The organism is Methylomagnum ishizawai, from assembly GCF_900155475.1.
GTDB classification, from domain to species: domain Bacteria; phylum Pseudomonadota; class Gammaproteobacteria; order Methylococcales; family Methylococcaceae; genus Methylomagnum; species Methylomagnum ishizawai_A.
Genome location: NZ_FXAM01000001.1, coordinates 1,420,203 through 1,443,567, shown reverse-complemented (window position 1 = coordinate 1,443,567; position 23,365 = coordinate 1,420,203). Strand labels below are relative to the sequence as shown.

Annotated in this window: 19 protein-coding genes; 13 read left to right on the top strand and 6 right to left on the bottom strand. The window is 61.7% G+C overall.

What is annotated here, in order from left to right:
• Window positions 1-5 precede the first annotated feature (5 nt).
• From B9N93_RS06550 to asd, 4 genes are all read left to right on the top strand, one after another.
• Entirely contained in the window at window positions 6-3,188 is a 3,183-nt protein-coding gene (locus B9N93_RS06550; RefSeq protein ID WP_085212008.1) for an efflux RND transporter permease subunit, read from the top strand.
• On the top strand, window positions 3,181-4,611 hold the full coding sequence (locus B9N93_RS06545) for a TolC family protein (protein ID WP_085212006.1): 1,431 nt from the start codon (window positions 3,181-3,183) through the stop codon (window positions 4,609-4,611). Before B9N93_RS06550 ends, B9N93_RS06545 begins: the two co-directional genes overlap by 8 nt.
• 98 nt (window positions 4,612-4,709) lie before the next feature.
• A complete protein-coding gene (ypfJ, locus tag B9N93_RS06540) occupies window positions 4,710-5,594 on the top strand; it encodes a KPN_02809 family neutral zinc metallopeptidase (protein WP_085212004.1) in 885 nt (294 codons plus the stop codon).
• 89 nt (window positions 5,595-5,683) lie between these two features.
• The gene (asd, locus tag B9N93_RS06535; protein ID WP_085212002.1) at window positions 5,684-6,559 is read left to right on the top strand and encodes an archaetidylserine decarboxylase; all 876 of its coding nucleotides are present in this window, start codon (window positions 5,684-5,686) and stop codon (window positions 6,557-6,559) included.
• 96 nt (window positions 6,560-6,655) lie between these two features.
• On the opposite strand, the gene B9N93_RS06530 is transcribed toward asd, so the two are convergent.
• The 3 genes from B9N93_RS06530 to B9N93_RS06520 all read right to left on the bottom strand — a co-directional run bounded on the left by B9N93_RS06530 (window position 6,656) and on the right by B9N93_RS06520 (window position 11,173).
• Window positions 6,656-7,771, bottom strand: a complete 1,116-nt coding sequence (locus tag B9N93_RS06530; RefSeq protein WP_176225157.1) for a tyrosinase family protein — start codon at window positions 7,769-7,771, stop codon at window positions 6,656-6,658.
• A 232-nt stretch (window positions 7,772-8,003) separates the two neighbouring features.
• Complete coding sequence (locus B9N93_RS06525) at window positions 8,004-9,398, bottom strand: sigma-54-dependent transcriptional regulator (RefSeq protein ID WP_085211999.1); 1,395 nt, start codon at window positions 9,396-9,398, stop codon at window positions 8,004-8,006.
• Entirely contained in the window at window positions 9,395-11,173 is a 1,779-nt protein-coding gene (locus B9N93_RS06520; RefSeq protein WP_085211998.1) for a sensor histidine kinase, read from the bottom strand. Before B9N93_RS06520 ends, B9N93_RS06525 begins: the two co-directional genes overlap by 4 nt.
• Before the next feature lie 159 nt (window positions 11,174-11,332).
• Between B9N93_RS06520 and B9N93_RS06515 the strand changes: the two genes are divergently transcribed.
• The 5 genes from B9N93_RS06515 (at window position 11,333) to B9N93_RS06495 (ending at window position 16,153) form a co-directional block, all read left to right on the top strand.
• A complete protein-coding gene (locus B9N93_RS06515) occupies window positions 11,333-12,442 on the top strand; it encodes a porin family protein (protein WP_254899349.1) in 1,110 nt (369 codons plus the stop codon).
• Window positions 12,439-12,888, top strand: a complete 450-nt coding sequence (locus B9N93_RS06510; RefSeq protein ID WP_254899348.1) for a type 2 periplasmic-binding domain-containing protein — start codon at window positions 12,439-12,441, stop codon at window positions 12,886-12,888. Before B9N93_RS06515 ends, B9N93_RS06510 begins: the two co-directional genes overlap by 4 nt.
• A gap of 519 nt (window positions 12,889-13,407) precedes the next feature.
• Window positions 13,408-14,778 carry a cytochrome C gene (locus B9N93_RS06505; protein WP_254899347.1) on the top strand — a complete coding sequence of 457 codons (1,371 nt, stop codon included), beginning with the start codon at window positions 13,408-13,410 and terminating at the stop codon, window positions 14,776-14,778.
• Between the two features lie 96 nt (window positions 14,779-14,874).
• Window positions 14,875-15,501 carry a hypothetical protein gene (locus tag B9N93_RS06500; RefSeq protein WP_085211996.1) on the top strand — a complete coding sequence of 209 codons (627 nt, stop codon included), beginning with the start codon at window positions 14,875-14,877 and terminating at the stop codon, window positions 15,499-15,501.
• 67 nt (window positions 15,502-15,568) lie between these two features.
• Window positions 15,569-16,153, top strand: coding sequence for a hypothetical protein (locus B9N93_RS06495; protein ID WP_085211994.1), 585 nt, complete (start codon window positions 15,569-15,571; stop codon window positions 16,151-16,153).
• An 18-nt stretch (window positions 16,154-16,171) separates the two neighbouring features.
• Here B9N93_RS06495 and B9N93_RS06490 read toward each other — a convergent pair whose 3' ends face one another.
• The 3 genes from B9N93_RS06490 to B9N93_RS06480 form a co-directional block, all read right to left on the bottom strand.
• Complete coding sequence (locus B9N93_RS06490; protein WP_085211992.1) at window positions 16,172-16,762, bottom strand: UbiX family flavin prenyltransferase; 591 nt, start codon at window positions 16,760-16,762, stop codon at window positions 16,172-16,174.
• Complete coding sequence (gene pip / locus B9N93_RS06485; RefSeq protein ID WP_085211990.1) at window positions 16,759-17,712, bottom strand: prolyl aminopeptidase; 954 nt, start codon at window positions 17,710-17,712, stop codon at window positions 16,759-16,761. Before pip ends, B9N93_RS06490 begins: the two co-directional genes overlap by 4 nt.
• A 149-nt stretch (window positions 17,713-17,861) precedes the next feature.
• Window positions 17,862-18,791: a hypothetical protein gene (locus B9N93_RS06480; RefSeq protein ID WP_085211988.1), complete on the bottom strand. Its 930-nt coding sequence runs from the start codon at window positions 18,789-18,791 to the stop codon at window positions 17,862-17,864.
• 499 nt (window positions 18,792-19,290) lie between these two features.
• Between B9N93_RS06480 and B9N93_RS06475 the strand changes: the two genes are divergently transcribed.
• From B9N93_RS06475 to corA, 4 genes are all read left to right on the top strand, one after another.
• A complete protein-coding gene (locus B9N93_RS06475) occupies window positions 19,291-20,256 on the top strand; it encodes an HpcH/HpaI aldolase/citrate lyase family protein (RefSeq protein ID WP_085211986.1) in 966 nt (321 codons plus the stop codon).
• A gap of 67 nt (window positions 20,257-20,323) precedes the next feature.
• Window positions 20,324-21,493: an ADP-forming succinate--CoA ligase subunit beta gene (sucC, locus tag B9N93_RS06470; RefSeq protein WP_085211984.1), complete on the top strand. Its 1,170-nt coding sequence runs from the start codon at window positions 20,324-20,326 to the stop codon at window positions 21,491-21,493.
• A gap of 8 nt (window positions 21,494-21,501) precedes the next feature.
• The gene (gene sucD, locus B9N93_RS06465; RefSeq protein WP_085211981.1) at window positions 21,502-22,392 is read left to right on the top strand and encodes a succinate--CoA ligase subunit alpha; all 891 of its coding nucleotides are present in this window, start codon (window positions 21,502-21,504) and stop codon (window positions 22,390-22,392) included.
• A 317-nt stretch (window positions 22,393-22,709) separates the two neighbouring features.
• Window positions 22,710-23,354: a copper(I)-binding protein CorA gene (gene corA, locus B9N93_RS06460; protein ID WP_085211979.1), complete on the top strand. Its 645-nt coding sequence runs from the start codon at window positions 22,710-22,712 to the stop codon at window positions 23,352-23,354.
• Window positions 23,355-23,365 lie beyond the last annotated feature (11 nt).

Here is a 23,365-nt window from a genome sequence, read left to right as displayed (position 1 = left end):
AATCCATGTTTAATATTTTTATCAAACGACCGGTCATGGCGATCGTGTTGTCGTTGCTATTTTTGTTCATGGGCGGGTTGGCGATCCGGTCCCTACCCATTTCCCAATTCCCGGATATAGCGCCGCCCCGAGTAACGATTTCATTATCATTTCCCGGAGCCAGTGCCGATGTATTGGTGAAATCCTCGCTGATTACCATCGAACGCGCCGTCAACGGCGTGCCCGGTATGAAATATATCGTCTCGGATGCGACCAGCGCTGGCGAAGCGACCATCCAAATCTATTTCAACCTCGGCGTCGATCCCAATATCGCGATGGTGAACGTAAAAACGCGCGTGGATCAGGTGATGAGCCGCCTACCCAACTTGGTACGGTTGGAAGGCGTGATCGTGAACTTCGTTCAGCCCAGTATGCTGATGTATGTCAATCTCTATAGTAAAGATAAAAACGCCGACCAAAAGTTTTTATTCAATTACGCCTACGTCAGTGTCATCCCGGAAATCCAGCGTGTCTATGGCATCGCCCAAGCCCAAATATTGGGTGAGCGTCAATATGCGATGCGGATTTGGCTGAATCCAGACCGGATGCGGGCCTATAGTGTCTCGGTCGACGAGGTGATGGACGCCATCTCCAAGCAAAGTATTATCGGTCGCCCCGGACGGCTAGGGCAAAGTACCGGCATGGTCGCCCAGTCCAAAGAATATGTACTGGTTTATCAAGGCTGGTATAACACACCGGAGCAGTATGAAAACATCATTATCCGCGCCACTCCGGGAGGCGAGATTCTACGCATCAAGGACATTGCCAAAGTCAATTTGAATAGCGAGTTCTATAACATTTATTCGGACAAGGACTCCTATCCTTCCGCCTCGATTGTGCTTAAACAAAATTACGGCACCAACGCCAGCAAGGTCATCGAGGATGTCAAAGCAAAGCTGGAAGAATTGAAAGCCTCGTTCCCGGAAGGGATGGACTACGAAATCAACTACGATGTCTCGCGTTTCGTGGATGCCTCCATCGAGAAAGTGCTGCACACCTTGGCGGAAGCCTTCGTGCTGGTGACTTTGGTGGTTTTCATATTCCTGGGGGATTGGCGTTCCACCTTGATTCCCATTTTGGCGGTACCGGTTTCGCTGGTGGGCTCCTTCGCGGTCATGTCGGCCTTCGGGCTTTCCATCAACCTGATTACCCTGTTCGCCTTGGTATTGGCCATTGGTATCGTGGTCGATGACGCCATCGTGGTGGTCGAGGCGGTACACGCCAAAATGGAGGCCGAGCATTGTTCACCCTTTGTCGCCTCGCAAAAAGTCCTGGGGGAAATCGGCGGTGCCATTATCGCGATTACCTTGGTCATGACTTCGGTATTCGTCCCCCTGGCCTTTATGACCGGACCGGTCGGCGTGTTTTACCGGCAATTCTCCATCGCCATGGCCTCGTCGATCATTATCTCGGCGATTGTGGCTTTGTCGCTGGCTCCGGTGCTATGCGCGATGATCCTGAAAAATACCCACGGCCAACCCAAGCGGAAAACCCCGATTAGTTTGTTCATCGACGCCTTCAACTATGTCTTCGAGAAAGCCACGGGACGCTATGTCAAGCTCCTCAACGTCGTGGTCACTAGGCGCATTGTGACGCTGCTGGCCTTGGGTGGGTTTTCCTACGGTATTTTCATGGTGAATCAAACCTTGCCCGCCGGTTTTATTCCCGGCGAGGACCAAGGGATGATTTACGCGATTATCCAAACCCCACCCGGCTCCACCATCGAGGTGACCAACAAAGTAGCTCAGCAACTGGAAGCCGTGGCCGAGAAAATCGATGGGGTGCAATCGGTTTCGTCCTTGGCGGGTTATGAAGTCCTGACCGAAGGCCGCGGTTCCAACGCGGGTACTTGCGTGATCAACCTGAAGGATTGGTCGGAACGCAAGGTATCCGTGCAGGATGTCATCCGCGAACTAGAAGAAAAAACCCGCGACTTCGGTGCCGTCGTCGAGTTTTTCCAACCACCAGCGGTTCCGGGTTACGGCGCGGCGTCCGGCTTGGCATTCCGCTTATTGAATAAAGACCCCACGACCGATTATTACGCGTTTGGCAAAATCAACGATGAATTCATGGCGGCTTTACGTAAACGCAAGGAGTTAACCGGCCTATTTACCTTTTTCGCGACCAATTATCCGCAATATGAATTGGTTATCGATAACAAGCTCGCCATGCAAAAAGGGGTTTCCATCGACAAGGCCATGGAAAACCTGGACATCATGATCGGCAGTACCTACGAGCAAGGTTTCATCCGTTTCAATAACTTCTTCAAGGTTTACGCCCAGGCCATGCCGGAATTCCGGCGTTTTCCTTCGGATGTTTTGAATTATTACGTGAAAAACGATAAGGGCGAGATGGTGCCCTACTCCGCCTTCATGACCATGAAGAAGCAACAAGGCCCCAACGAGCTGACCCGTTACAACCTCTATAACTCGGCGGCCATCCGCGCCGAGCCGGCGGCTGGCTATACCACCGGCGACGCCATCAAAACCGTCCAGGAAGTGGCCGACGCTACCCTACCCCGCGGCTATTCCGTGGCGTGGGAAGGTTTATCTTTCGACGAAGCCGCCCGAGGAAGTGAAGCACTTATTATTTTCGTGGTCGTATTGGTGTTTGTTTACCTAGTGCTGGCGGCCCAGTATGAAAGCTTTATCCTGCCATTGGCGGTATTACTGTCTTTGCCACCCGGTCTATTTGGATCATTTTTATTGCTTAAAGAAACGGGGCTAGCCAACGATGTATATTCCCAAGTCGGTTTGGTCATGTTGATCGGCTTGCTCGGTAAGAACGCGGTTTTGATCGTGGAATACGCGGTGCAAAAACAAGCCCAGGGCATGTCCACCAAAGAGGCGGCTATCGAAGGAGCGAAAGCGCGTTTCCGACCGATTTTGATGACCTCCTTCGCCTTTATCGCGGGCTTGATTCCACTGGCGATAGCCACCGGGGCGGGCGCGGTCGGCAACCGGACAATAGGCACTTCCGCCCTGGGCGGGATGCTGTTCGGCACGATATTCGGCGTCGTGCTGATTCCGGGGCTTTATTACATGTTCGCCAAGCTAATGGGCAGCAAGCGCTTGATTAGCGGGGAAGATGTTAATCCTTTGACTGAAACCTATCAGTATGGCTTGGGCGACGAGAGCGATTATGATTAAAGTATCCCATCTGATGGTACTTACTTTTATAGGCTTGACGCTACAAGCCTGTGGCATCCCGGAGTTGACCAAGAAACAAACCGAGGTCCATTTGCCCGACCACTTCAAGCCGGGCCTTTCGGAAAAGGTCTCCTCGGGCACTGTGAAATGGAAGGACTTTTTCGAGGACCGGAACTTATCCAAGCTGATCGATATCGCGGTCGCGAATAACAAGGAAGTCAATATGATGCTGCAACGCATCAGCACCGCTGAAAACGAGATTCAAGCGCGGCAAGGTGCCTATCTGCCCTTCGTGGGTATCGGTGCCGGGGCGGACGGCGAAAAGGTCGGCAAATACACGCGCAACGGTGCGGTCGAAGACGGCCTGAAACTGGCAAATGGCCAGTCCTTTCCCACGTTTTTGGGCAATTATCAATTTGGCTTGTTTTCAAGCTGGGAAGTCGATATTTGGAAAAAGCTGAGGAACGCCAAAGAAGTAGCCGTATTGGAATATATGGCAACCCAGGAAGGGAAAAACTTTTTGGTGACCAATTTGGTCGGTGAAGTGGCCCATGCCTATTATGAACTGGTCGCCCTGGACAACCAGCTTGAAAATCTCAATCAGAATATAGATATCCAGCAAAACGGTTTGGAAGTGGTCAAGCAACTCCAGATTTATGCCCGGACCAATACACTCGCGGTCAAACGCTACCAGGCGGAAGTGGCGAAGAACCAAAGCCGGAGATTCGAGATCATGCAACAGATCACCGTGGTCGAAAACCGCCTCAATTACTTATTGGGGCGGACGCCACAGCCTATCGAGCGCACTTCCATAGGGTTCATGGAGATGAAGCCCAAAGTGCCCGATACCGGCATTCCTTCGCAGTTGCTGCAAAACCGGCCCGATATCAGAAAAGCGGAACTCGAACTGAAGGCGGCGGATTTGAATATCGACGTGGCCAGGGCCGATTTCTATCCCAGCTTCGGCATCAAAGCCGGCATAGGATTCGACGCTTTCGCCCTCAAATATCTCGTCAATACCCCGGAATCCTTGGCGGCCATGGTCGCCGGTGAATTGGTGGCTCCCTTGGTGAACAAAAACGCCATCATCGCGGAGTATAAAAACGCCAACGCCAAGCAAATCCAAACCGCCTATGAATACGAGCAAACCCTCCTCAACGCCTATGCCGAGGTCGCCAACCAACTCTCGAATATAGATAATCTAGATAAAAACTATCGGCTCAAACGGCAGCAGGTCGATTCCCTGGTGCAATCCATCGATGTCGCCAGCCAGCTTTTCAAGTCCGCCCGCGCCGATTATCTGGATGTATTATTGACCCAGCGCGACGCCCTGGAGGCCAAACGGGAGTTGATCGAAACCAAACAGAAGCAGGTCAACGCGGCGGTGGACCTTTACAAGGCGCTGGGTGGTGGCTGGCAGTAGACTTCCGCTGGCAGGCAACCCAACCCGCCGCCACCCTTGCGCTCCCCCGCGCCCGCCCCTATGTTGAAGCCATTCCCCAACACCAGCGGAGAACAAGCATGCGCCTGGACGACGAAAACGAAAGCGACAACGTGGAAGACCGGCGGGGCGAGGGTGGCGGCGGCGGTTTCGGCCTGGGCGGTGGTGGCTTGGGCATCGGGGCCATCGTGCTGGCCCTGGGCGCGAGCTATTTCCTGGGGGTCGATCCCTCGATGATGCTGGGCCTGGTGCGCCAGGCCGAACGCCAGGTCGAGCAGCACCAACCCCAGCAGGTCCAAGCCCACAAACCGCCGCCCGACGACGACATGGCCCGCTTCGTCGCCAAGGTATTGCACAGTACCGAAACCACTTGGCGCGGCATCTTCCAGGACATGGACCGCCAATATCTCGACCCCAAGTTGGTGCTGTTCACCGGCGCGACCCCCACCGCCTGCGGCACCGGGCAGGCGGCGATGGGACCGTTCTATTGCCCCGGCGACCGCAAGGTCTACATCGACCTCGCTTTCTACCGCGACCTGAAACAGCGCTTCCACGCGCCGGGCGAATTCGCCGAGGCCTATGTCATCGCCCACGAGGTCGGCCACCATGTGCAGAACCTCCTGGGGATTTCCGGCAAGGTCCACGCCGCCCAGCAACACGCCCGCAGCAAGGCCCAGGCCAACGCGCTATCGGTGCGGCTGGAATTGCAAGCCGATTGTTTCGCCGGGGTCTGGGGCCGACGCGCCGACAGTCTGAAGCACATCATCGAACCCGGCGAGATCGAACAAGCCCTCACCGCCGCCACCGCCATCGGTGACGACCGCCTGCAACAGCAAGCCAAGGGCTACGCCGTGCCGGAAACCTTCACCCATGGCACTTCGGCCCAGCGGGTGCGCTGGTTCAAACGCGGCATCGAAACCGGCGATATCCGCCAATGCGACACGTTCAAAGAGCGGGATTTGTAGGCTCCGGGTTATCATGGCGGCTTTTCCCCATGGACCTTGCGGGAACGCCCCCCCCGGACCGTTCCCCGCACCAGCACCACGAGACGCCCATGCCGCTCCGCGAAATCCTGTTCTCCCTGATCCAATATCCCCTGCCCCACCACGCCTTGTCCCGCCTCATGCACCGCCTAACCCGCTGCGAGAACCGGGCGTTCAAGAACGCCTTCATCCGGCAGATCATCAAGCTCTACAAGGTGGACATGGCGGAAGCCTTGCAACCCGACCCCGGTGCCTATCCCAGCTTCAACGCCTTCTTCACCCGCGAACTGAAACCGGACGCCCGCCCCTTGTGCCCCGACCCGGACGCCGTACTCTGTCCCGCCGACGGGGCCATCAGCCAGATCGGCGCTATCGAGGCGGGTTCGATCTTGCAGGCCAAGGGCAAAAGCTACACCGCCACCGAACTCCTGGGCGGCGACCCGGCGCGGGCGGCGGCGTTCCAGAACGGCAAGTTCGCCACGGTCTACCTCTCGCCCCGCGATTACCACCGCCTGCACATGCCCCTGGCCGGCACGCTGCGGGAGATGGTCCATGTGCCGGGGCGGCTGTTCAGCGTCAACAACGCCACCGCCCGCCAAGTACCGAACCTGTTCGCCCGCAACGAACGGGTCGTGGCGATCTTCGATACCGAAGCCGGGCCGATGGCCCTGGTGCTGGTGGGGGCGATCTTCGTGGCGAGCATCGAAACGGTATGGCAGGGCGTGGTCACGCCACCCGCCGGGACCACGGTGCGGAGTTGGGATTACCGGGACACCCCGATAAAACTGGAGCGCGGGCAGGAGATGGGCCGGTTCAATATGGGGTCGACCATCATCGTGCTGTTCGGGGAAAACACCGTGGGCTGGGAAAGCTTGGTGCCAGGGGACAAGGTAAAGATGGGCGGGAAATTGGGACGCCGTGCGCCGACCGCCGTGGTTTCCCCATAGGGTCGTTGGGTACCGGGTTTCTTGGCGGGATATGGGACATCCCATACCCCGCCTTCCGAAACCACCATGCAGGCCGGTCCTGGCCGACCACGAACCTCAGTGGTGGGACATGGTCCCCATGGCCTGGGCCGTCTGGCCCTCCGAACCGGTTTGTCCCTCAGGCACCTTCGGCGGCGTGAGATCGGCGTAGCGGTATCCGAATACCCGCGTTGGACGGGCCATATCGCCATTCGTCAACTTCGGATAAGGCCAGAGGCTATCACCGATATTGTCGCCGCGTGGCCCGCCGGTTTTCGGAAGGTATTGATACCTGTGATTCTTCCACCAAATCTCCAAAATCCGGTCCACGTTCGCGTGGTGCAACCAGAATATGGGATCGTTCGGTGAGGTCACGGTGTCGGTGAGCGACCCTGGATTGCCGTTGGCATCGACACCGCCAATATACATATGGCCTTGGGCATGCAAACGTGCGGAAGTGGCACCGACGATATCCCAGATCACACCGTCCTTGCATTCCAGGCCGGTCGCGTTGATGCCGCCATCCAAGAAATTGCGGAAACTTTGGGCCGTGTCGGAGGTGACGCCCCAGGGCGCGATGTCATATACCGGACGTTGCAGGAGCGCCACCACGTCCGCCGCCAACGGCGCGGTGGTCGCACCGGCCATCTTGCCGGTCCCGCGGACAAGATCGTCGAACTGACCCGGATTGTCGGTGGTAAAACCCTTGACGTTGATCTTCCATTGCCCCTTCCTGAACGGGCCGGACATGACGACATAGCCATCTCCAGCTTTCCCGGCCGGTCCCATCATGTCGTCCGCCAGCATCGCCGCCTCCGAGGCGGGATCGGTCCAATCCCAATAGGGGATCGCGATAGGTTTCCTGGCGACTTTCGAAAGCGCGTACTCGAATTCAAGCAGGAACGCCCGATGCCATGTCAGGAGGTCCGGGCCGCTATGGCCCAACCCGCCCTGGTTGGGCTGGTCCGTCCAGCAGACCAACTTACGCATATGCTCGGCGACGAAATGGTCGTACCAATTCCCCACCATATCGTCGGTCGGGGAAGGGGTTTGCTTCAGTGTCAAGATGGCACCCACAAAATCAGCTTTTTCCCGTGCCGTCATATTTTTAACATCCTTGCGAACGATGAGTGCATTCGCAGTGACACTCAGATGTGGATTCATCGGGTTGAACGGAGCGGCAACCGCATCCATACCACCACACCCTAGAACCATTAGGGCAATACCCCCAACCACAGATTTGCGCGACAACATCAATATTTACCCCAGATAGATAGAAAACTTGCGACACCAGAGGAATGCCGCGCCTAAACCCGCCCCGTGACACGGCCAAACGCAAGAGTAGCACCCTCGCCACACAAGGCAACGCTGACCTATTTATGGGATCAACAGCGGCCCTGTTGCAGAGCGCGGTTCCCATTCCCTACTACCCTTTTTCACCCGAAAACCCATATTTCTTGAGCTTGTACCACAAGGTCCGCTCGCTGATTTTCAACAGCCGCGCCGCCTTGGCCTTGTTGTCGCCGGACTCGGCCAGGGCGCGGGTCAACAAGCCCCGTTCCAGGGCTTCCACCCGCCGTTCCAGGTCCAAATCCTCCGCCACCGGGTCGGCGGATATCACCACCGGCGCGGCCACAGCCGCCACCGGCCCGCCGGTCCCGGCGATTTCCAAGGGCAGGTGGCGCGGCTCCACCGTCCCGCCCCGGCACAACACCGCCGCCCGCTCCATCATGTTTTCCAATTCCCGCACATTGCCCGGCCAGGGATAGGCCCGCAAGGTCCGCTCCGCCGCCGGGTCCAGCCGCCCGCAGCCACAACCGAGTTGGGCACCATACTTCTCCAGGAAATGCGCGGCCAGTACCGGAATATCCTCGCGGCGGTCGCGCAAGGGCGGCAGTTGGATACCGAACACATTGAGCCGGTAGAACAAATCCTCCCGCAGCCGCCCTTCACGCACCGCCTCGCGGGGATCGCGGTTGGTGGCGGCGACGAGGCGGATATCCACGGCAATCGGGCGGTTGCAGCCCAGGCGGTCGATGGTGCTTTCTTGCAAGACCCGCAGCAGCTTGGCCTGCAAGGCCGGGCTCATCTCGGTGATTTCGTCCAGGAACAAGGTGCCGCCATCGGCCAGCTCGAATTTGCCGACCCGGTCCTTGTTGGCCCCGGTGAACGCGCCCTTAGCATAGCCGAACAACTCGCTTTCCAGAATCTCGGCGGGGATGGCCGCGCAATTGATCGGCACGAACAAGCCTTCCCGCCCGGAATGGCGGTGGATGGCCCGCGCCGCCAGTTCCTTGCCGGTGCCGGTTTCGCCCGTGACCAGGACGTTGGCCTTGGTCGGCGCGACCTGGCGGATCAGTTCGTAGACCTGGCGCATGGCGGCGCCCTGGCCGACGAATTCCTCCCAACCCCGGTCCATCTGGCCACGCAGGAACGCGTTCTCCCGCACGATGCGCTGGCGGTCCAAGGCCCGCCGCACCACCAGTTCCACCTGGTCCAAATCCAGCGGGCGGATCAAGTAATCGAACGCGCCCTGCTTCATCGCCGCCACCGCGGTTTCCACCGTGCCATAGGCCGTCACCAGGATCACCGGGACCGGGTTGTCCTCTTGCCTGAGCGCGGCCAAAAGGCCCAGCCCGTCCAACCGGGGCATGTTGAGGTCGGTGATCACCAAATGCACGGCACCGCCATGGAGGAGGTCCAAAGCCTCCTGCCCATCCGCCGCCGTCAGCACTTGGCACCCCAGCCGGGCCAGGAGGATTTCCAGCATCCGCCGGGCGTTGGCCTCGTCGTCCACCACCAGGACGCGGGAATGTTTCATCGTATCGCCTCCTCGCACGACGCCCCGCCCGAACAGGGCAAGCCCACCGCGAAAGCCGCCCCGCCCCAAACCGATTGGGACACCTCGATCCCGCCGCCGTGGGCCTCGACGATCTGCCGGGTCACCGCCAGCCCCAAGCCGATGCCGCCCTCGCGCTGGGTGAAAAAGGGATCGAACACCCGTAGGCGGTGTTCCACCGGGACGCCCGGACCGTCGTCGATCACCTCGACCACCAGCCGTCCTTCCCCGCGCCGGGAGCGCAGCCCGATCCTGGAACCAGGGGACAGGATTTGGATGGCGTTCAAAATCAGATTCAAAAACACCTGCATCAATAACTCCTCGTCGCAGGGAACCACCGCGTCCTGGGCGTCGAGTTGCCATTCGAACGCGATGGATTTCTTACGGGCCTGGGCCGCGAGCAACTCGGCCACGCGGCGCAGGATGGCGTGGACATCCTGGGGCAGTCGTTTGGGCGGACGGGGCCGGGCGCATTCCAGCAGGGTCGACACCAGCCGTTCCAGCCGGGTCGATTCGTCCAGGATGAAGCGGGTCATTTCCCGGCCTTCGGGGCTCAGCTCGGGTTCCCGCCGCAGCATCTGGGCCGAGGTGTGCAATACGCCCAAGGGCGTCCGCACCTCGTGCGCCATGATGGCGGCCATTTCCCCGACCACGGCCAGCTTGGCGGCGTGGATCACCTGTTGCCGGGACTGCTCCAGGTGATCGAGCATCTGCCCGAACGCCGCGCCCAGTTCCCGGACCTCGCGGGTACCGCCGCTATCGGACCGGACCGGCGGCGCGGCCTGCACCCCGCTCCGCGCCCAATCCCTCAACCCCACCAAGGGCCGGGCGATGCGCCGGGCCACGATCCGGGCCGCGATCCCCGCCAACAAGCCGGTAAGCAGGAAAGCCAGCGAAAACAGCCACAGCAAATTGCGGATGGGCCGGAACGCCTGCTCGGTGGATTGGAACACCAACAGCGACCAGCCCAAGCCCGGATAGCCCTGATGGCCCCGCGACACCGCATAGCCCGCCAGCACCGGCCCTTGCCCGGCCGGGGCCGCGCCATGGACCGACTGGGTGCCGCCACCCTCGCGCCAAGCGGCGAAGGCATCGCCCAGCAACAAGCCATGGCGGCGCAAGGATTCCGAGGCGGCGATCAAGCGGCCTTCCCGGTCCAGCAGCGCGACCCGCTTGCCGCCGGGTTCGGAACGCTCGGTCCGGTCGAACAGCCGGAAAATCCCGGCCAGATCGACCGCGCCGTATAGATCGCCGATCAAGCCCGGCCCATAGCGGTTATCGACCGGGGCACGGACCAGCAAGTCCATGGCGTCCGCCGTGGGCAGGCGCAGGAACACCTCGCCAATCGGCACCCGGGTTTCCACCCAAGCCCCCTGTACCGGCAACGGCTGGCCGATCCTACCGGGATCGCTGGACGCCACCACCTTCCCGGCGGGATCGGCATAGAACACCTCGCGGTAGGCATCGCCATAGCCATCGCGGATTTCGGCGAGGAACCCGGCCAGGCGCTTATCCACGTCGCCGAGCCGGGCCTCCTGCATGATGTCGAGATGGCTCCAGGAATGCACGTTTTGCAGACGCTCGAACATCAGCATATCGATCTGCTCCATCAGCATGGCGGCGTCCTGCCCCAGGTTGAGCCCGATCTCGGCGGCCAAGGCCTGCCGCGAAGCGAAGAACGACAGCCCCGCCAGCAAGGCCGAGGCCAGGAAATTCAGCAGCAGGAAAGCGATCAGCAAGAGGCGGGCGATGCTCATGGCGGTACCGGGCGGAGGAAACAGCGGAGCCACCCGGAATTTTCATGAATTCCTCGGGGTTTTCGGCGGCGGCGATAATGTACCATTCCCCGCTCGCCGGACCCGACACGGCACCACAAATCCTCTCAACCCCGCCGGCCGATACGCCCTCCGCCCCGAATGCCCATCCGCCGCTCCATCGTGCCCGCCCTGCTGCTGCTATCCGCCCTGCCCGTCCACGCCGGGGACGGGGACGGGGACGCCATGGGCTACCGGCTGGGCCGGGGCTACGCCCTGGGCGACAGCGGCATCCGGCTCGGCGGCTATGCCAGCGCCGTGGTGGCCGCACCCCGCGAGCTACCATGGAGCTTCGCGCTGAAGGACCTCAGCCTGTTCGTCACCTGGGAACAGGAACACTGGCGCTTCTTCTCCGAAACCGAGATCAGCAACGCCCTCAGCGCCGGGCAGGACCAGTCTTTCGGCGTGAACGAGGCCGAGGTCGAGATCGAACGGCTATACCTGGACTATCTGCACGACGACGCCCTGGCGCTGCGTTTCGGCAAATTCCTCACCCCCATAGGCCGCTGGAACCTATTGCACGCCGAACCCGTGGTCTGGACCACCACGCGGCCGGTGGCGACCTATCTGCTGTTCGCCACCAACGACACCGGACTGATGCTGCATGGCAACGTGCCGCTGCTGGGCAAGCGGCTGGAATACCAGGTCTACGGCGGCCTGGGCAGCGCCCTGGACCCCAAGCAGCCGGACAACCCGTTCGCGAACAGCGTCGGTGCCCATCTGAACCTGGCGCTCACCGACACCCTGGAACTCGGGCTGTCCTATGCCAATTTCCGGCTCGATGAAAACCACGCGCCATCCGGCACCCAGCCGCCGGGCGGCCTGGGCTATTCCAACATCACCGTCCTCTATCCAGTGGAATTCCCCGACCACGACGCCGACCAGCGCCAGAACCTGGTCGGCCTGGACGCCGCCTGGTCATACCGGCGCTTCGAGGTCATGAGCGAATGGGTGTTCCGCGCCGGCGGACAGGAACGGTTCTGGCAGGGTTATGTGCAAGGCGTGGCCCCCCTGGCCGGAACCCCCTGGTACGCCGTGGGGCGCTATGAATACTTCCAGCAGGAATGGGGACCGCCAGGGCAATTGGGCGTGTTCGGACTGGCGCTCAGGCCCATCCCGCCCCTGGTCTGGAAAGTGGAATACCGGCTGGGTTCGCACAACGAGGCCATCGCCCCGGATGGCCTGTACGGCTCCATCGCGGTGTTGTTTTGAAAGCCCCGCGCCGCCTCGCGAGCCTGCTTTTCGCGCTGCTGCTCGGCTGCGCCCCGGCCAGCCTGGCCGAACCCCTGGCGGTCATCGCCGCCGCCCACAGCCCGCTGGACAAACTCGCGCCCGACACCCTCAAGCGGGTCTACAGCCGCAAAAGCCAGCTAGACCCCCACGGCATCCGCTGGATTCCGGTGAACCTGCCCGCCGCCGATCCCCTGCGGCGGGCGTTCTCGCTGGCCGTGTTCGACGCCCTGCCGGAAGACCTGGAGGAATACTGGAACATCCAATATTTCCAAGGCGTCAACCCGCCGCAAGTGCTGGCTTCCGAGGAGGCCGTGCTGCGCTTCGTCGCCGCCACACCGGGCGCGATGGGCTATGTCCGCGCCCATCTGGTGGACGCGCGGGTGAAAGTGCTGCTGCTCCTGCCCATCCCGGACTTGCGGCACTGAGCCCAATCCATACCAAATTTGCAGTCCAGCTTTGCATGGATGCAGATCAGGAACGCCCCAACCTTCAGCAATCCCACATAAACCACTGATTTAACAAAGTAAATCAACGTGGCATTTTTCATGCTTATCTATACCGCAATAGCGGCGCTTCCCATACAAGGAAGCGTGTTCGCGAGCTTCCAGCCTTCCGCCGATGGTCGAGGCCACGCTGTTTCCCCCTGAACCCAAAGCCATCCCGCAGGCATAGAGAGGAAACCCTGGGCCATCGAACCCAAGCGCCACCGATGCGGGACCGGACTCATCACAAAGGATAGAGAGGAAACAATGATCGAGATCACCTGGGTGGAAATCATTTTAGCCACGTGGTTATTGGGCACCTTGGCTTTTTCCGTAGGCTATTGCCTACGCCATTACCGTCGACTACGGAATCATCCACCCAGCCTGTTACTCAAAACCCCTTATCCCAAACCCAACGGCTTCCCTATGCTGACCCTAGATCGCTTACCCTCAGAACCCGCCATGGTTCTCAAGAAAACCCGGCATCGATACTATATCGCCTTGCTCGCCGCCCTCGCTTCCCTCGCCTCGCTATTCCATGCCCATCCGGCCCACGCCATCCCCAGTTTCTCCCGGCAGACCAGTATGGCCTGCTCGTCCTGCCATACCAGCAGCTTCGGCCCGAACTTGACCCCGTTCGGGCGCAAATTCAAACTCGATGGTTATACCCAGGGCAGCGACGACAGCCAGGGACCGATGACCCGAGGTATCCCACCCCTCAGCGGTATGTTGATGGGCTCCTTCACCAATACCCAGAAAAACCAGGAGCCGCAGCCTACCACCGGCCCCAGCTCGCCCCGGTTCGATAGCAATAATAATTTCGCGATGGATCAAGCCAGCTTCTTCTATGGTGGCCGGGTTTATGGGTCAATCGGGGCATTCGCCCAATTCACCTATGACGGGGTTGCCAATATCGTGGCGGTGGATAATATTGACCTGCGTTTCGCGCGCGGCACCGATATCCTGGGTCACCAGTTCGATTATGGTATTTCACTGAACAATTCGCCCACGGTTTCCGACCTGTGGAATACCACCCCGGCCTGGGGCTTTCCCTTCGCCACCTCGCCCATCGCGCCCTCGCCCGGTGCCGGTCCCCTGATTTCGGGAGCCTTGGCCCAACAGGTCGGCGGCGGCAGCGTCTATGCCATGATCGACAATTTCCTATACCTGGAAGCCGGGGCTTATGGGGACTTCTCGGTGAGCGCCCAGAAAAATATGGGCGTGTGGGACCCTGGCAATGCCTTGTTGAACGGCGGAGCGCCTTATTGGCGGGTGGAATTACAACATAGCTGGGATAAGCAATATGTGGGGCTGGGTACTTTCGGGCTGGATACCACCACCTATGCCGACCGTTTCAACAAAGGCTCGGGCACCAACCAATATACCGACCTGGGCATGGATTTGACCTACCAATACCTGGGCACGATGGAACATATTTTCGAGTTCCGGGCCAGCTATATCCGCGAACACCAAAGCCTGAATGGTTCGCAGGCCATGGGAGCCGTGGCCAAATCCAACCTGATGTTGAACACCTTGAACCTGAACGGTAGTTATACCTTCCAGCAAACCTATGTCGGCAACCTAGGATTCTTCGATATCAGCGGCAGCACAGACCCCTTGCTCTATGCCGACTATACCTCGTACCGGCCCGCTAGCCAGGGCTTCATCGCCGAGTTGGACTATATTCCTTTCGGCAAGAGCTACGGCTTGGCGGAATCCTTCATGAACCTGCGGTTGGCGGTGCAGTATGTGGGCTATACCCAATTCGACGGGGCGAACAAGGCGGCGGGGAATAACAATACCTTGTTCGTGAGCGGCTGGTTGGCGTTCTGAAGCGGCGACCGCGCGTATTTCCCCGCCGGGGACGGCGGGATCAACGCCAAGGATGGCGACTTCCTGCTTCCTCCATCATAAAAAAGGATAAATACCATGAACAAATGTTTCAAAACCCTTTCCGGCCCGGTCGCCATACTCCTGGCCACGCTCTGCGCCACACCGGGCCTCGCGTCCCAAGACGAGCGCGGCGGCGCGGAAAACGAAAGCCATGCCAGCGGTTCCGACCACCACTCCGGGAATCCGTCCGACGATAGCCAAGGGCACTCGGACGGCAAAACCGCCCTCGCGGCCACGCTCGGCGGCACCGTGCAAGCCGGGGCGTCCGGCCGGGTGAAGCTCAGGCAACAAACCCGCGCCACCCGCTTCGAGGCGGAACTCAGGATTCCCCTGCCCGCCGACGCGCTCGCCATCCCGGACCGCGCCGCCGCCGAAACCGCCACCCTGAGCTTGACCTTGAGCCACGCCGATGGCACGGCTTACGCCGAGTGCGATTTCGACCTGACCAAAACCAAGCGCAACAAGCGCTCCGGTCTCGTCAAGGCCGAATACAAAATCCAAATCAGCCTCCGCCGCGGCGTTTTGCAAGAACGCTTCGGTCTTTGCGATACCGACCTGTCCACGGAGGGAGCGCAGCAAGGCGTGCCTGCGGTCCAAGCCGGCGATAGCGCGACCGTGACCACCGACACCAACGGCGCGGCCTTCCTGCAAGGCGCGTTCTAGCCACGCCGGGTTCCGGGGCGGCCCCGGAACCCGGTCCCACCGCCCGTTCCCACCGAAGGAAGCCCCCATGCCCTCTTTCATAGCGAAAGCGTCCAGACTGCCCGGCCTGTCGCTGGCCGTGGCCCTCGTCGGCTCCGCGCCCCTGCTCACCGGCTACGACGCCGCCACCGGCGCCAGCAACACCACCAGCGCCCCACCCGCGACGCCCACAGTCCAGCGCATCGTGGCCCAGGCGCGGGACACCGCCGGCAGTTCGGCCCAGGGCAAGTTCACCCGCACCATAACCGGCAAAAAGCAAACCTTCTCGGGCAGCTTGCGCATCCCCCTGCCCAACGCCGCGCTCGGACTCGCCGACGCCACCGCCGCGCAAAACGCCGAAATCCTGCTGAGGACCAGCCGCCAGGGCACCGCCTATGCCGAATGCGCGCTCGACTTCGCGGGCGTCGGCGGCAAACCCCGGGCCGCCCATTACCGGCTCAACCTGGTCAAGCGCCGGGGCACGGTGCAGCAAAAGACGGGGTTTTGCGAACTCAGCGTCGCCCCGATAGGACCGGGCCTGCCCCAGCCCCAGGCCCGCGACACGTTGACCCTGGTGCATGTCACCCCGGACGGGGAGCAAACCTTCGCCCGCGGCGCGTTCGTCAAGAAATAATCAGGACCGGCGGCATCCTCAAACAGGCTCCCGGCCCGGCCCGCCCAGCCCTTCCCAGGACGTATACAAGCCCACCTCGATCCCGAACAAACCCAGGATGCGCCCGACCGTCTCGTCGATCAGGGCGGGCAGGGTCTTGGCCCCGCCGTAGAACGCGGGCAAGGGCGGATAGATGATGCCGCCCATTTCCGTGACCGCTGCCATGTTGCGGATATGGGCCAGGTTCAGGGGGGTTTCGCGCGGCACGACCACCAAGCGGCGGCGCTCCTTCAAGGCCACGTCGGCGGCGCGGGAAATCAGATTGTCGCCGAAGCCATGGGCCACGGCGGCCAGGGTCTTCATCGAACAGGGCGCGATCACCATGCCCTCGGTCTTGAAGGCACCGCTGGCGATACTGGCGGCGATATCGTCGATATCGTGGACCACATCGGCCAGGGCGTGGATTTCGCGGCGCTTCATGCCGAGTTCGTGGAAAACGTTGAGCGCCCCGGCGGCGGACACCACCAAATGGGTTTCCCACCCGCCCAGATCGCGCAGCACCTCCAGCAAGCGCTGGCCATAGACCGCGCCGGTCGCGCCGGTCATGCCGATGACGAGGCGCTTGTTCATGGCGCGAGCCACGCGGCCAGATCGGCGGCGGCGGCGACCAGGGCGTCGATCATTTCCTCGCCCCCAGCCACATGCCCGGAACGCGGCAGGATGCGCAACTCCGACCGTGGCAGGTGGTGGTGCAGGGTATGGGCCGCTTCCAAGGGACAGACCAGATCGCGGCGACCGTGCAGGATGAGGGTGGGAATGCGGGCCAGTTTGCCGCAGCCGTCCAGCACGGCGTTCTCCTCCAGGAAGTAGCGGTTCACGGCGTAATGCAGTTCGACACGGGCCTGTTGCAGCGTGGCGGCGGAAACAGCGTCGCTGGTTTCGTCGGCGGCGAAGTTTTCGCCCAAGACCACCTGCCCGCTCCATAGGCTCCAATCGCGGGCGGCGCGGCGGCGGGCCAATTCATCCGGGCCGGTCAGGCGGCGGTGCAGCGCGGCCACCGGGTCGCCGCGCTCGGCCTCGGGCAGGCCGGCCAGCAAATGCTCCCAACGGTCGGGATAGACCCGGCGCACGCCTTCCTCGCCCACGAACCAATCCAGGTCGCGCCGCCGGGCCAGGAACGTCCCGCGCAGCACCAGCCCCGCCACCCTGGCCGGATGCTTCTGCGCGTACAACAAGGCCAGGGTCGCGCCCCAGGAACCGCCGAACAGCGCCCAGGTCTCCAGCTCCAGGTGCTGGCGGATGTATTCGAGGTCGCGGACCAGATCGGCGGTGGTGTTGTCCTCCAAGTCGCCGTGCGGCAAGGAGCGGCCCGCGCCGCGCTGGTCCAGGAGCAGGATGCGGTATTTAGCGGGATCGAAGAAACGGCGGTGGTAGGACTTGCAGCCGGAACCCGGCCCGCCGTGCAAGAACAGCACCGGCAACCCTTGGGGATTGCCGCATTGTTCCAGGTAAATCTGGTGCTTGCCGCGCTTGAGCAACCCGGCGGCATAGGGCTCGATTTCGGGATAGAGGGATTTCATGTCGGACCGGAACGGCTGGGAAAAACGGCGGGTCGGCAGGGCGGAAACGCCCGGACCGGATTCTACACCGTCGCCGCCCGGACATGGGGGGAATCACGGGCATGAAAAAGGGGGCGGAACGCCCCCTCTATCACCAAGCTCGGACGGGCTTAGAAGCCGAAGCCGAGGTAGGCGCCGGTGGTCAGGCCGTCGATGTTGGTCTTGTTCAACAACACGGTGCCGCCCGGCAGGGTGGTCTTGTAGTTCAGGTCGCCGCCGGTGAAGTTATAGCGGAAATCGATACCCGCCCACAGGCTCTTCCAAATCTGGTACTCGACGCCGGTACCCAATTGCAAACCCGGATCCAACACGGTGACGCCGCTGGACGGCGGGCTGATGACATTGATGCTCAGACCGAACGGGATAATCCAGGGGCGCAGTGCGCCATCCATCAAGTTGAATTTGATTTTCGGCGAGGCGGTGATGGTCAGCTGGGTGAGCTGGTTCTTGATCTGCACGGCGCTGCTGGACGCAAAGGGGATCAGCGCGTTGTAGCTGGAACCGAAGTTCATGTATTGGAACATGACCTCGCCATCGACGGCGATCATATCGGACATGCCCCACATGTCGCTGGTCAGGCGGTGGTCGAAGCCCGCGCCCACATACCAACCATCGCCATCCTCGTTCGCCACCGGGCCGGCTGGATTAAGGTACTGGTTGTTGAGCAACAACTCGTTATTGCGAGACTGGGACATATGCGTGAAACCGCCCCGGAAGAAGAGCAAATCATTCGAGGCATCTTCTTCTTGTTTGACCTGGGCCAGTTCCTGCTCGACCTGCTGCTGCTGGGCATCGACCTTCTCGGACGCCTGGCGGGCATCGGTGCGGGCGCGGGCCAGATCGGAACGCAGGGACTGCATCTCGGCTTCCATCTGCTCCAGACGGCGCTCCATGCTGTTCACGGCGGAAGAGGAAGCGGTGGAAGAAGTCGTGGCGTGGTGATGCTTTTCGGCGGCAACCGCGCCCTGGGAAGCCAGGCCAGCGACCGCGCCGACAGCGATAATGGCGGCAATACCGGTGGTTTTTTGGATCGTTTTCATAGTCTTATTTACCCCCTCGAAGTGTTAGGAAGTTAACCCCGTTGCGTGTTAGCAACAAACCGTTGCGTAACGGCTGGATGCTAACAAAAATTTGCCCACACAACAATCGGTCCTTTTGCCCAATCTCAAAAAATCGCCATATTGCCAAGAACGGCCCTTTCCACCCCACCGCCGATCCGGTTCCGAGCCCGACAGACCGATGATAAACAAGCTGTTACTCACTAGCGGAGCCACCCGGCCTTGCGGCTATAATGCCCTTCCTCCGCATCGGGCATGAGCGCCTTCCGCGCGACTCCGGGTCGCATCGCCAAAACTTTCGAGTGAGCTGGCCGGGACCGCCCGACGGGAAGGCCGGCCCCGCTCGATCCCCCCCATCCATCAGGCCGGACCTACCAGGCACCGCCCGTCCCTCCATCCCAGACAGGAACGGGAAAACGGTGCCCCGGATAACTATTTTGGAAACCCCGACGCGATACCCATAAAAAACCAGAGGCAAGGCATGGCCGTTAAGAACCGTTTACACCGCAGCGAATTGGCAGTCCCCGGCAGCAACAAACGCATGTTGGAAAAAGCCCCCCATTCCGGGGCCGATATCGTCTTCCTCGACCTCGAAGACGCGGTCGCCCCGGACGACAAGGCACAAGCCCGCGCCAACATCATCGAAGCGCTGAACACCTACGACTGGTCCAAGTGCGCGGTGTCGATCCGCATGAACGGCCTCGACACCCATTACGCCTACCGCGACCTGGTCGATGTGGTCGAAGCCTGCGGCGACAAGCTCGACACCATCCTCATCCCCAAGGTGGGCAGCGCCGCCGACGTGCTGTTCGTGGCGACGATGCTGTCCCAGATCGAGGCCTACAAAGGCTACAAGCCGATCAATATCCACGTCCTGATCGAGACCGCCATGGGTATGGCCAACGTCGAGGAAATCGCCCGCACCTGCCCCGAGCGCATGGAGGCCATGGTGTTCGGCGTGGCCGACTACGCCGCTTCGGTCCGCGCCCGCACCACCCAGATCGGCGGGGCCAATCCCGAATACGGCATGTTGGCCGACGCCGACGACCACGGTTCCCGCGCCTACCACTGGGGCGACCAATGGCATTACGCCATCTCGCGCATGGTCTCGGCCTGCCGCGCCTATGGCCTCCGGCCCATCGACGGGCCGTTCGGCGATTTCGGCGACCCGGAGGGTTTCAAGGCCGCCGCCCGCCGCGCCGCCGCCCTGGGCTGCGAGGGCAAATGGGCCATCCATCCCTCCCAGGTCGCGCTCGCCAACGAGGTTTTCACCCCCACCGAAAAAGAAGTCGCCCGCGCCCGCCGCATCCTGGTCGAGATGGAACAGGCGGCGAAGGAAGGCAAGGGGGCCGTGTCCCTGGATGGCCGCTTGATCGACGCCGCCTCCATCCGCATGGCCGAGAACGTGGTGAAGCAAATCGAGCAGATCGAATCCCGCAGCGCATAAGCCAGACCCGTCGGGCGGGTGAACACCACCCGCCGCACCCTATTCGAGACAGAGAGGACAGCGAGCAGTGAACATCCATGAATACCAGGCCAAGGAGCTTTTGAAATCCTTCGGGGTTCCGGTGCCGAATGGCGATGTCGCCTTCAACGACAAACAAGCCGCCCAGGTCGCCGAGGAACTCGGCGGCAGCCGCTGGGTGGTCAAGGCGCAAATCCACGCCGGAGGTCGCGGCAAGGCGGGCGGCGTGAAGGTGGTCGACTCCATCGACCAAGTGAAGAAAGCCGCCGACGCCATGATCGGCCACCGCCTCGTCACCCACCAGACCGGCCCGGCGGGTTCGATGGTGCAACGGGTGTGGATCGAGCAGGCCAGCGACATCAAGCACGAGTTCTACCTGGGTTTCGTGATCGACCGCGCCACCCAGCGCATCACCGTGATCGCCTCCAGCGAGGGCGGCATGGATATCGAGGAAGTCGCCCAGGCCCATCCCGACAAGATCGTCAAGGAAGTGGTCGATCCCGCCATTGGCCTCCGGGATTTCCAATGCCGCAAGGTCGCCACCGCCATCGGACTCAAGGGCAAGCTGATGCCGCAGATGGTCAAGCTCATGAAAGCCATCTACCGCTGCATGCGCGACAAGGACGTGCTGCAAGCCGAAATCAACCCGCTGGCCGTGGTCGGCGATGGCGATGAAAAACTGATGGTGCTGGACGCCAAGTTCAGCTTCGACGACAACGCCCTATTCCGCCAACGCGGCGTCACCGACCTCCGCGACCTGGCCGAGGAAGACCCCAAGGAAGTCGAAGCCACCGGCCACGGCCTCAACTACATCGCCCTCGACGGCAATATCGGCTGCATCGTCAACGGCGCTGGCCTCGCCATGGCCTCGCTCGACGCCATCACCCTGCACGGTGGACGCCCGGCCAATTTCCTCGACGTGGGCGGCGGCGCCTCCCCCGAGAAAGTCACCAACGCCTGCCGCATCGTGCTGCAAGACCCCAACGTCAAGTGCATCCTGGTCAACATCTTCGCCGGGATCAACCGCTGCGACTGGATCGCCCAAGGCTTGATCCAAGCTTGCAACAGCCTCCAGATCAAGGTTCCGCTGATCGTCCGGCTGGCCGGCACCAACGTCGAGGAAGGCCGCCAAATCCTGGCCGAATCAGGACTTTCCTTCATCACCGCCGAGAATCTGGACGCCGCCGCCGCCAAAGCCGTGGCCACGGTACAAGGGTAAGCAGCACCATGAGCGTATTCGTAAATAAAAATTCCAAGGTCATCTTCCAGGGCTTCACCGGCGAACACGCCACCTTCCACGCCCAGGACGCCATGAAGATCGGCACCCAGGTGGTCGGCGGCGTCACCCCCGGCAAGGGCGGCACCACCCATTTGGGCCTGCCGGTGTTCGACACCGTGGCCGAAGCCGTGGCCGCCACGGGCGCGGATGTGTCCGCCGTGTTCGTGCCGCCGCCCTTCAATGCCGACGCGCTGATGGAAGCCATCGACGCCGGCATCAAGGTCGCCGTCACCATCGCCGACGGCGTGCCGATCCACGACATGATCCGCCTGCAACGCTACCGCGTGGGCCGCGACAGCATCCTGATCGGTCCCAACACCCCCGGCATCATCACTCCTGGCGAGTGCAAGGTCGGCATCATGCCCTCGCACATCTACCAGAAGGGCAACATCGGCATCGTGTCGCGCTCCGGCACGCTGAACTACGAAGCTACCGAACAGATGGCGGCGCTGGGCCTCGGCATCAGCACCTCGGTCGGCATCGGCGGCGACCCCATCAACGGCACCGATTTCGTGACCGTGCTGAAGGCGTTCGAGGCCGACCCGGAAACCGAAATCGTGGTGATGATCGGCGAGATCGGCGGCCCGCAGGAAGTCGCCGCCGCCCGCTGGGCCAAGGACAACATGACCAAGCCGGTGGTCGGCTTCGTGGCCGGTATCGCCGCGCCCGCCGGACGCCGCATGGGCCACGCCGGGGCCATCATCTCCAGCGAAGCCGACACCGCCAGCGCCAAGATGGACGCCATGGAAGCCCTGGGCCTGTATGTCTCGCGCAATCCGGCGCATATCGGGCAGACAGTGCTGAAGGCGATGCGGGAGAAAGGGATCGCGGTGAAATAGGGCCATCCCTCTCATCCGCGCGGAAAAGCCGCTGGTTTCCCAGGAACCCGCGGCTTTTTTGCAGCCCCTGGACGGACCGACCGGCTCCCCGCGAGCCCGGCCCCGGCCCCGGCCCCGGCCCCGGCCTTCCCATAAATATTAGACTTTTACCATATTGTTATGCGTGAAATGCCCGAGCCCGCTTTTCCATGCATACCGTAGGTGAATGATTCCATTCGGCTTTCGATCCGGCCCGCAAATTGCTCTCCCCGTGGCGTTCCGCTCCTGCCTCCCGGCCCGGAGCGGTTTTTCAAAACTAGAGCCAAACGGGATATGCCATGAAACAAAATCTTCGCACCACGGCCCTCGCCATCGTCCTGGGCGGCACCGCCCTATGGGCCGCGCCCGCCGTCCAAGCGGCCACCCAACCCGCCACCATCGCCCAATTCAGCGCCGAGCAACCCACCCATACGCTCAACGTGCGCTACAAATCCTGGCGCGACCCGGCCTTCGGCGACATGGGCTGGACCCACTTCTCCGACTGGGGTTCGTTCCAAGGCACCGCCGGCCAGACCGCCACCCTCACCCTGGTCTCCAGCAACCCGGACCTGCATCCCGGCGTCACCGTCTGGGCCCGCTGCAAGGCCGATACCGCGCCCGACACCTATGTCACCGACCATTTCTACGCCCAGAACGCCCAACAGTTCGAACTGGGCGCGGTGGACGAAAGCACCGGGCAGACCGTGGGCAATATCGTCATGCAGATCAAAAACTACGGCTACGACCTGGATGGCGTGGCCAAGGCCTCGAAAGTCGTCGGCTTGCACGGGGTCAAAGATGGCGTGCCGGGGCGGCTGGTCAGGACTTTCCCCATCGGGAGAACCTGCAACTACCTGTTCGTGGTCGGCGGTATCGCGCCTGGGGCCGGTGCCAGCGACTCCACCGCCCGCTACCCGGTCGATGTCACGCTGTCCCTGCAATAACGGGCCTGTCC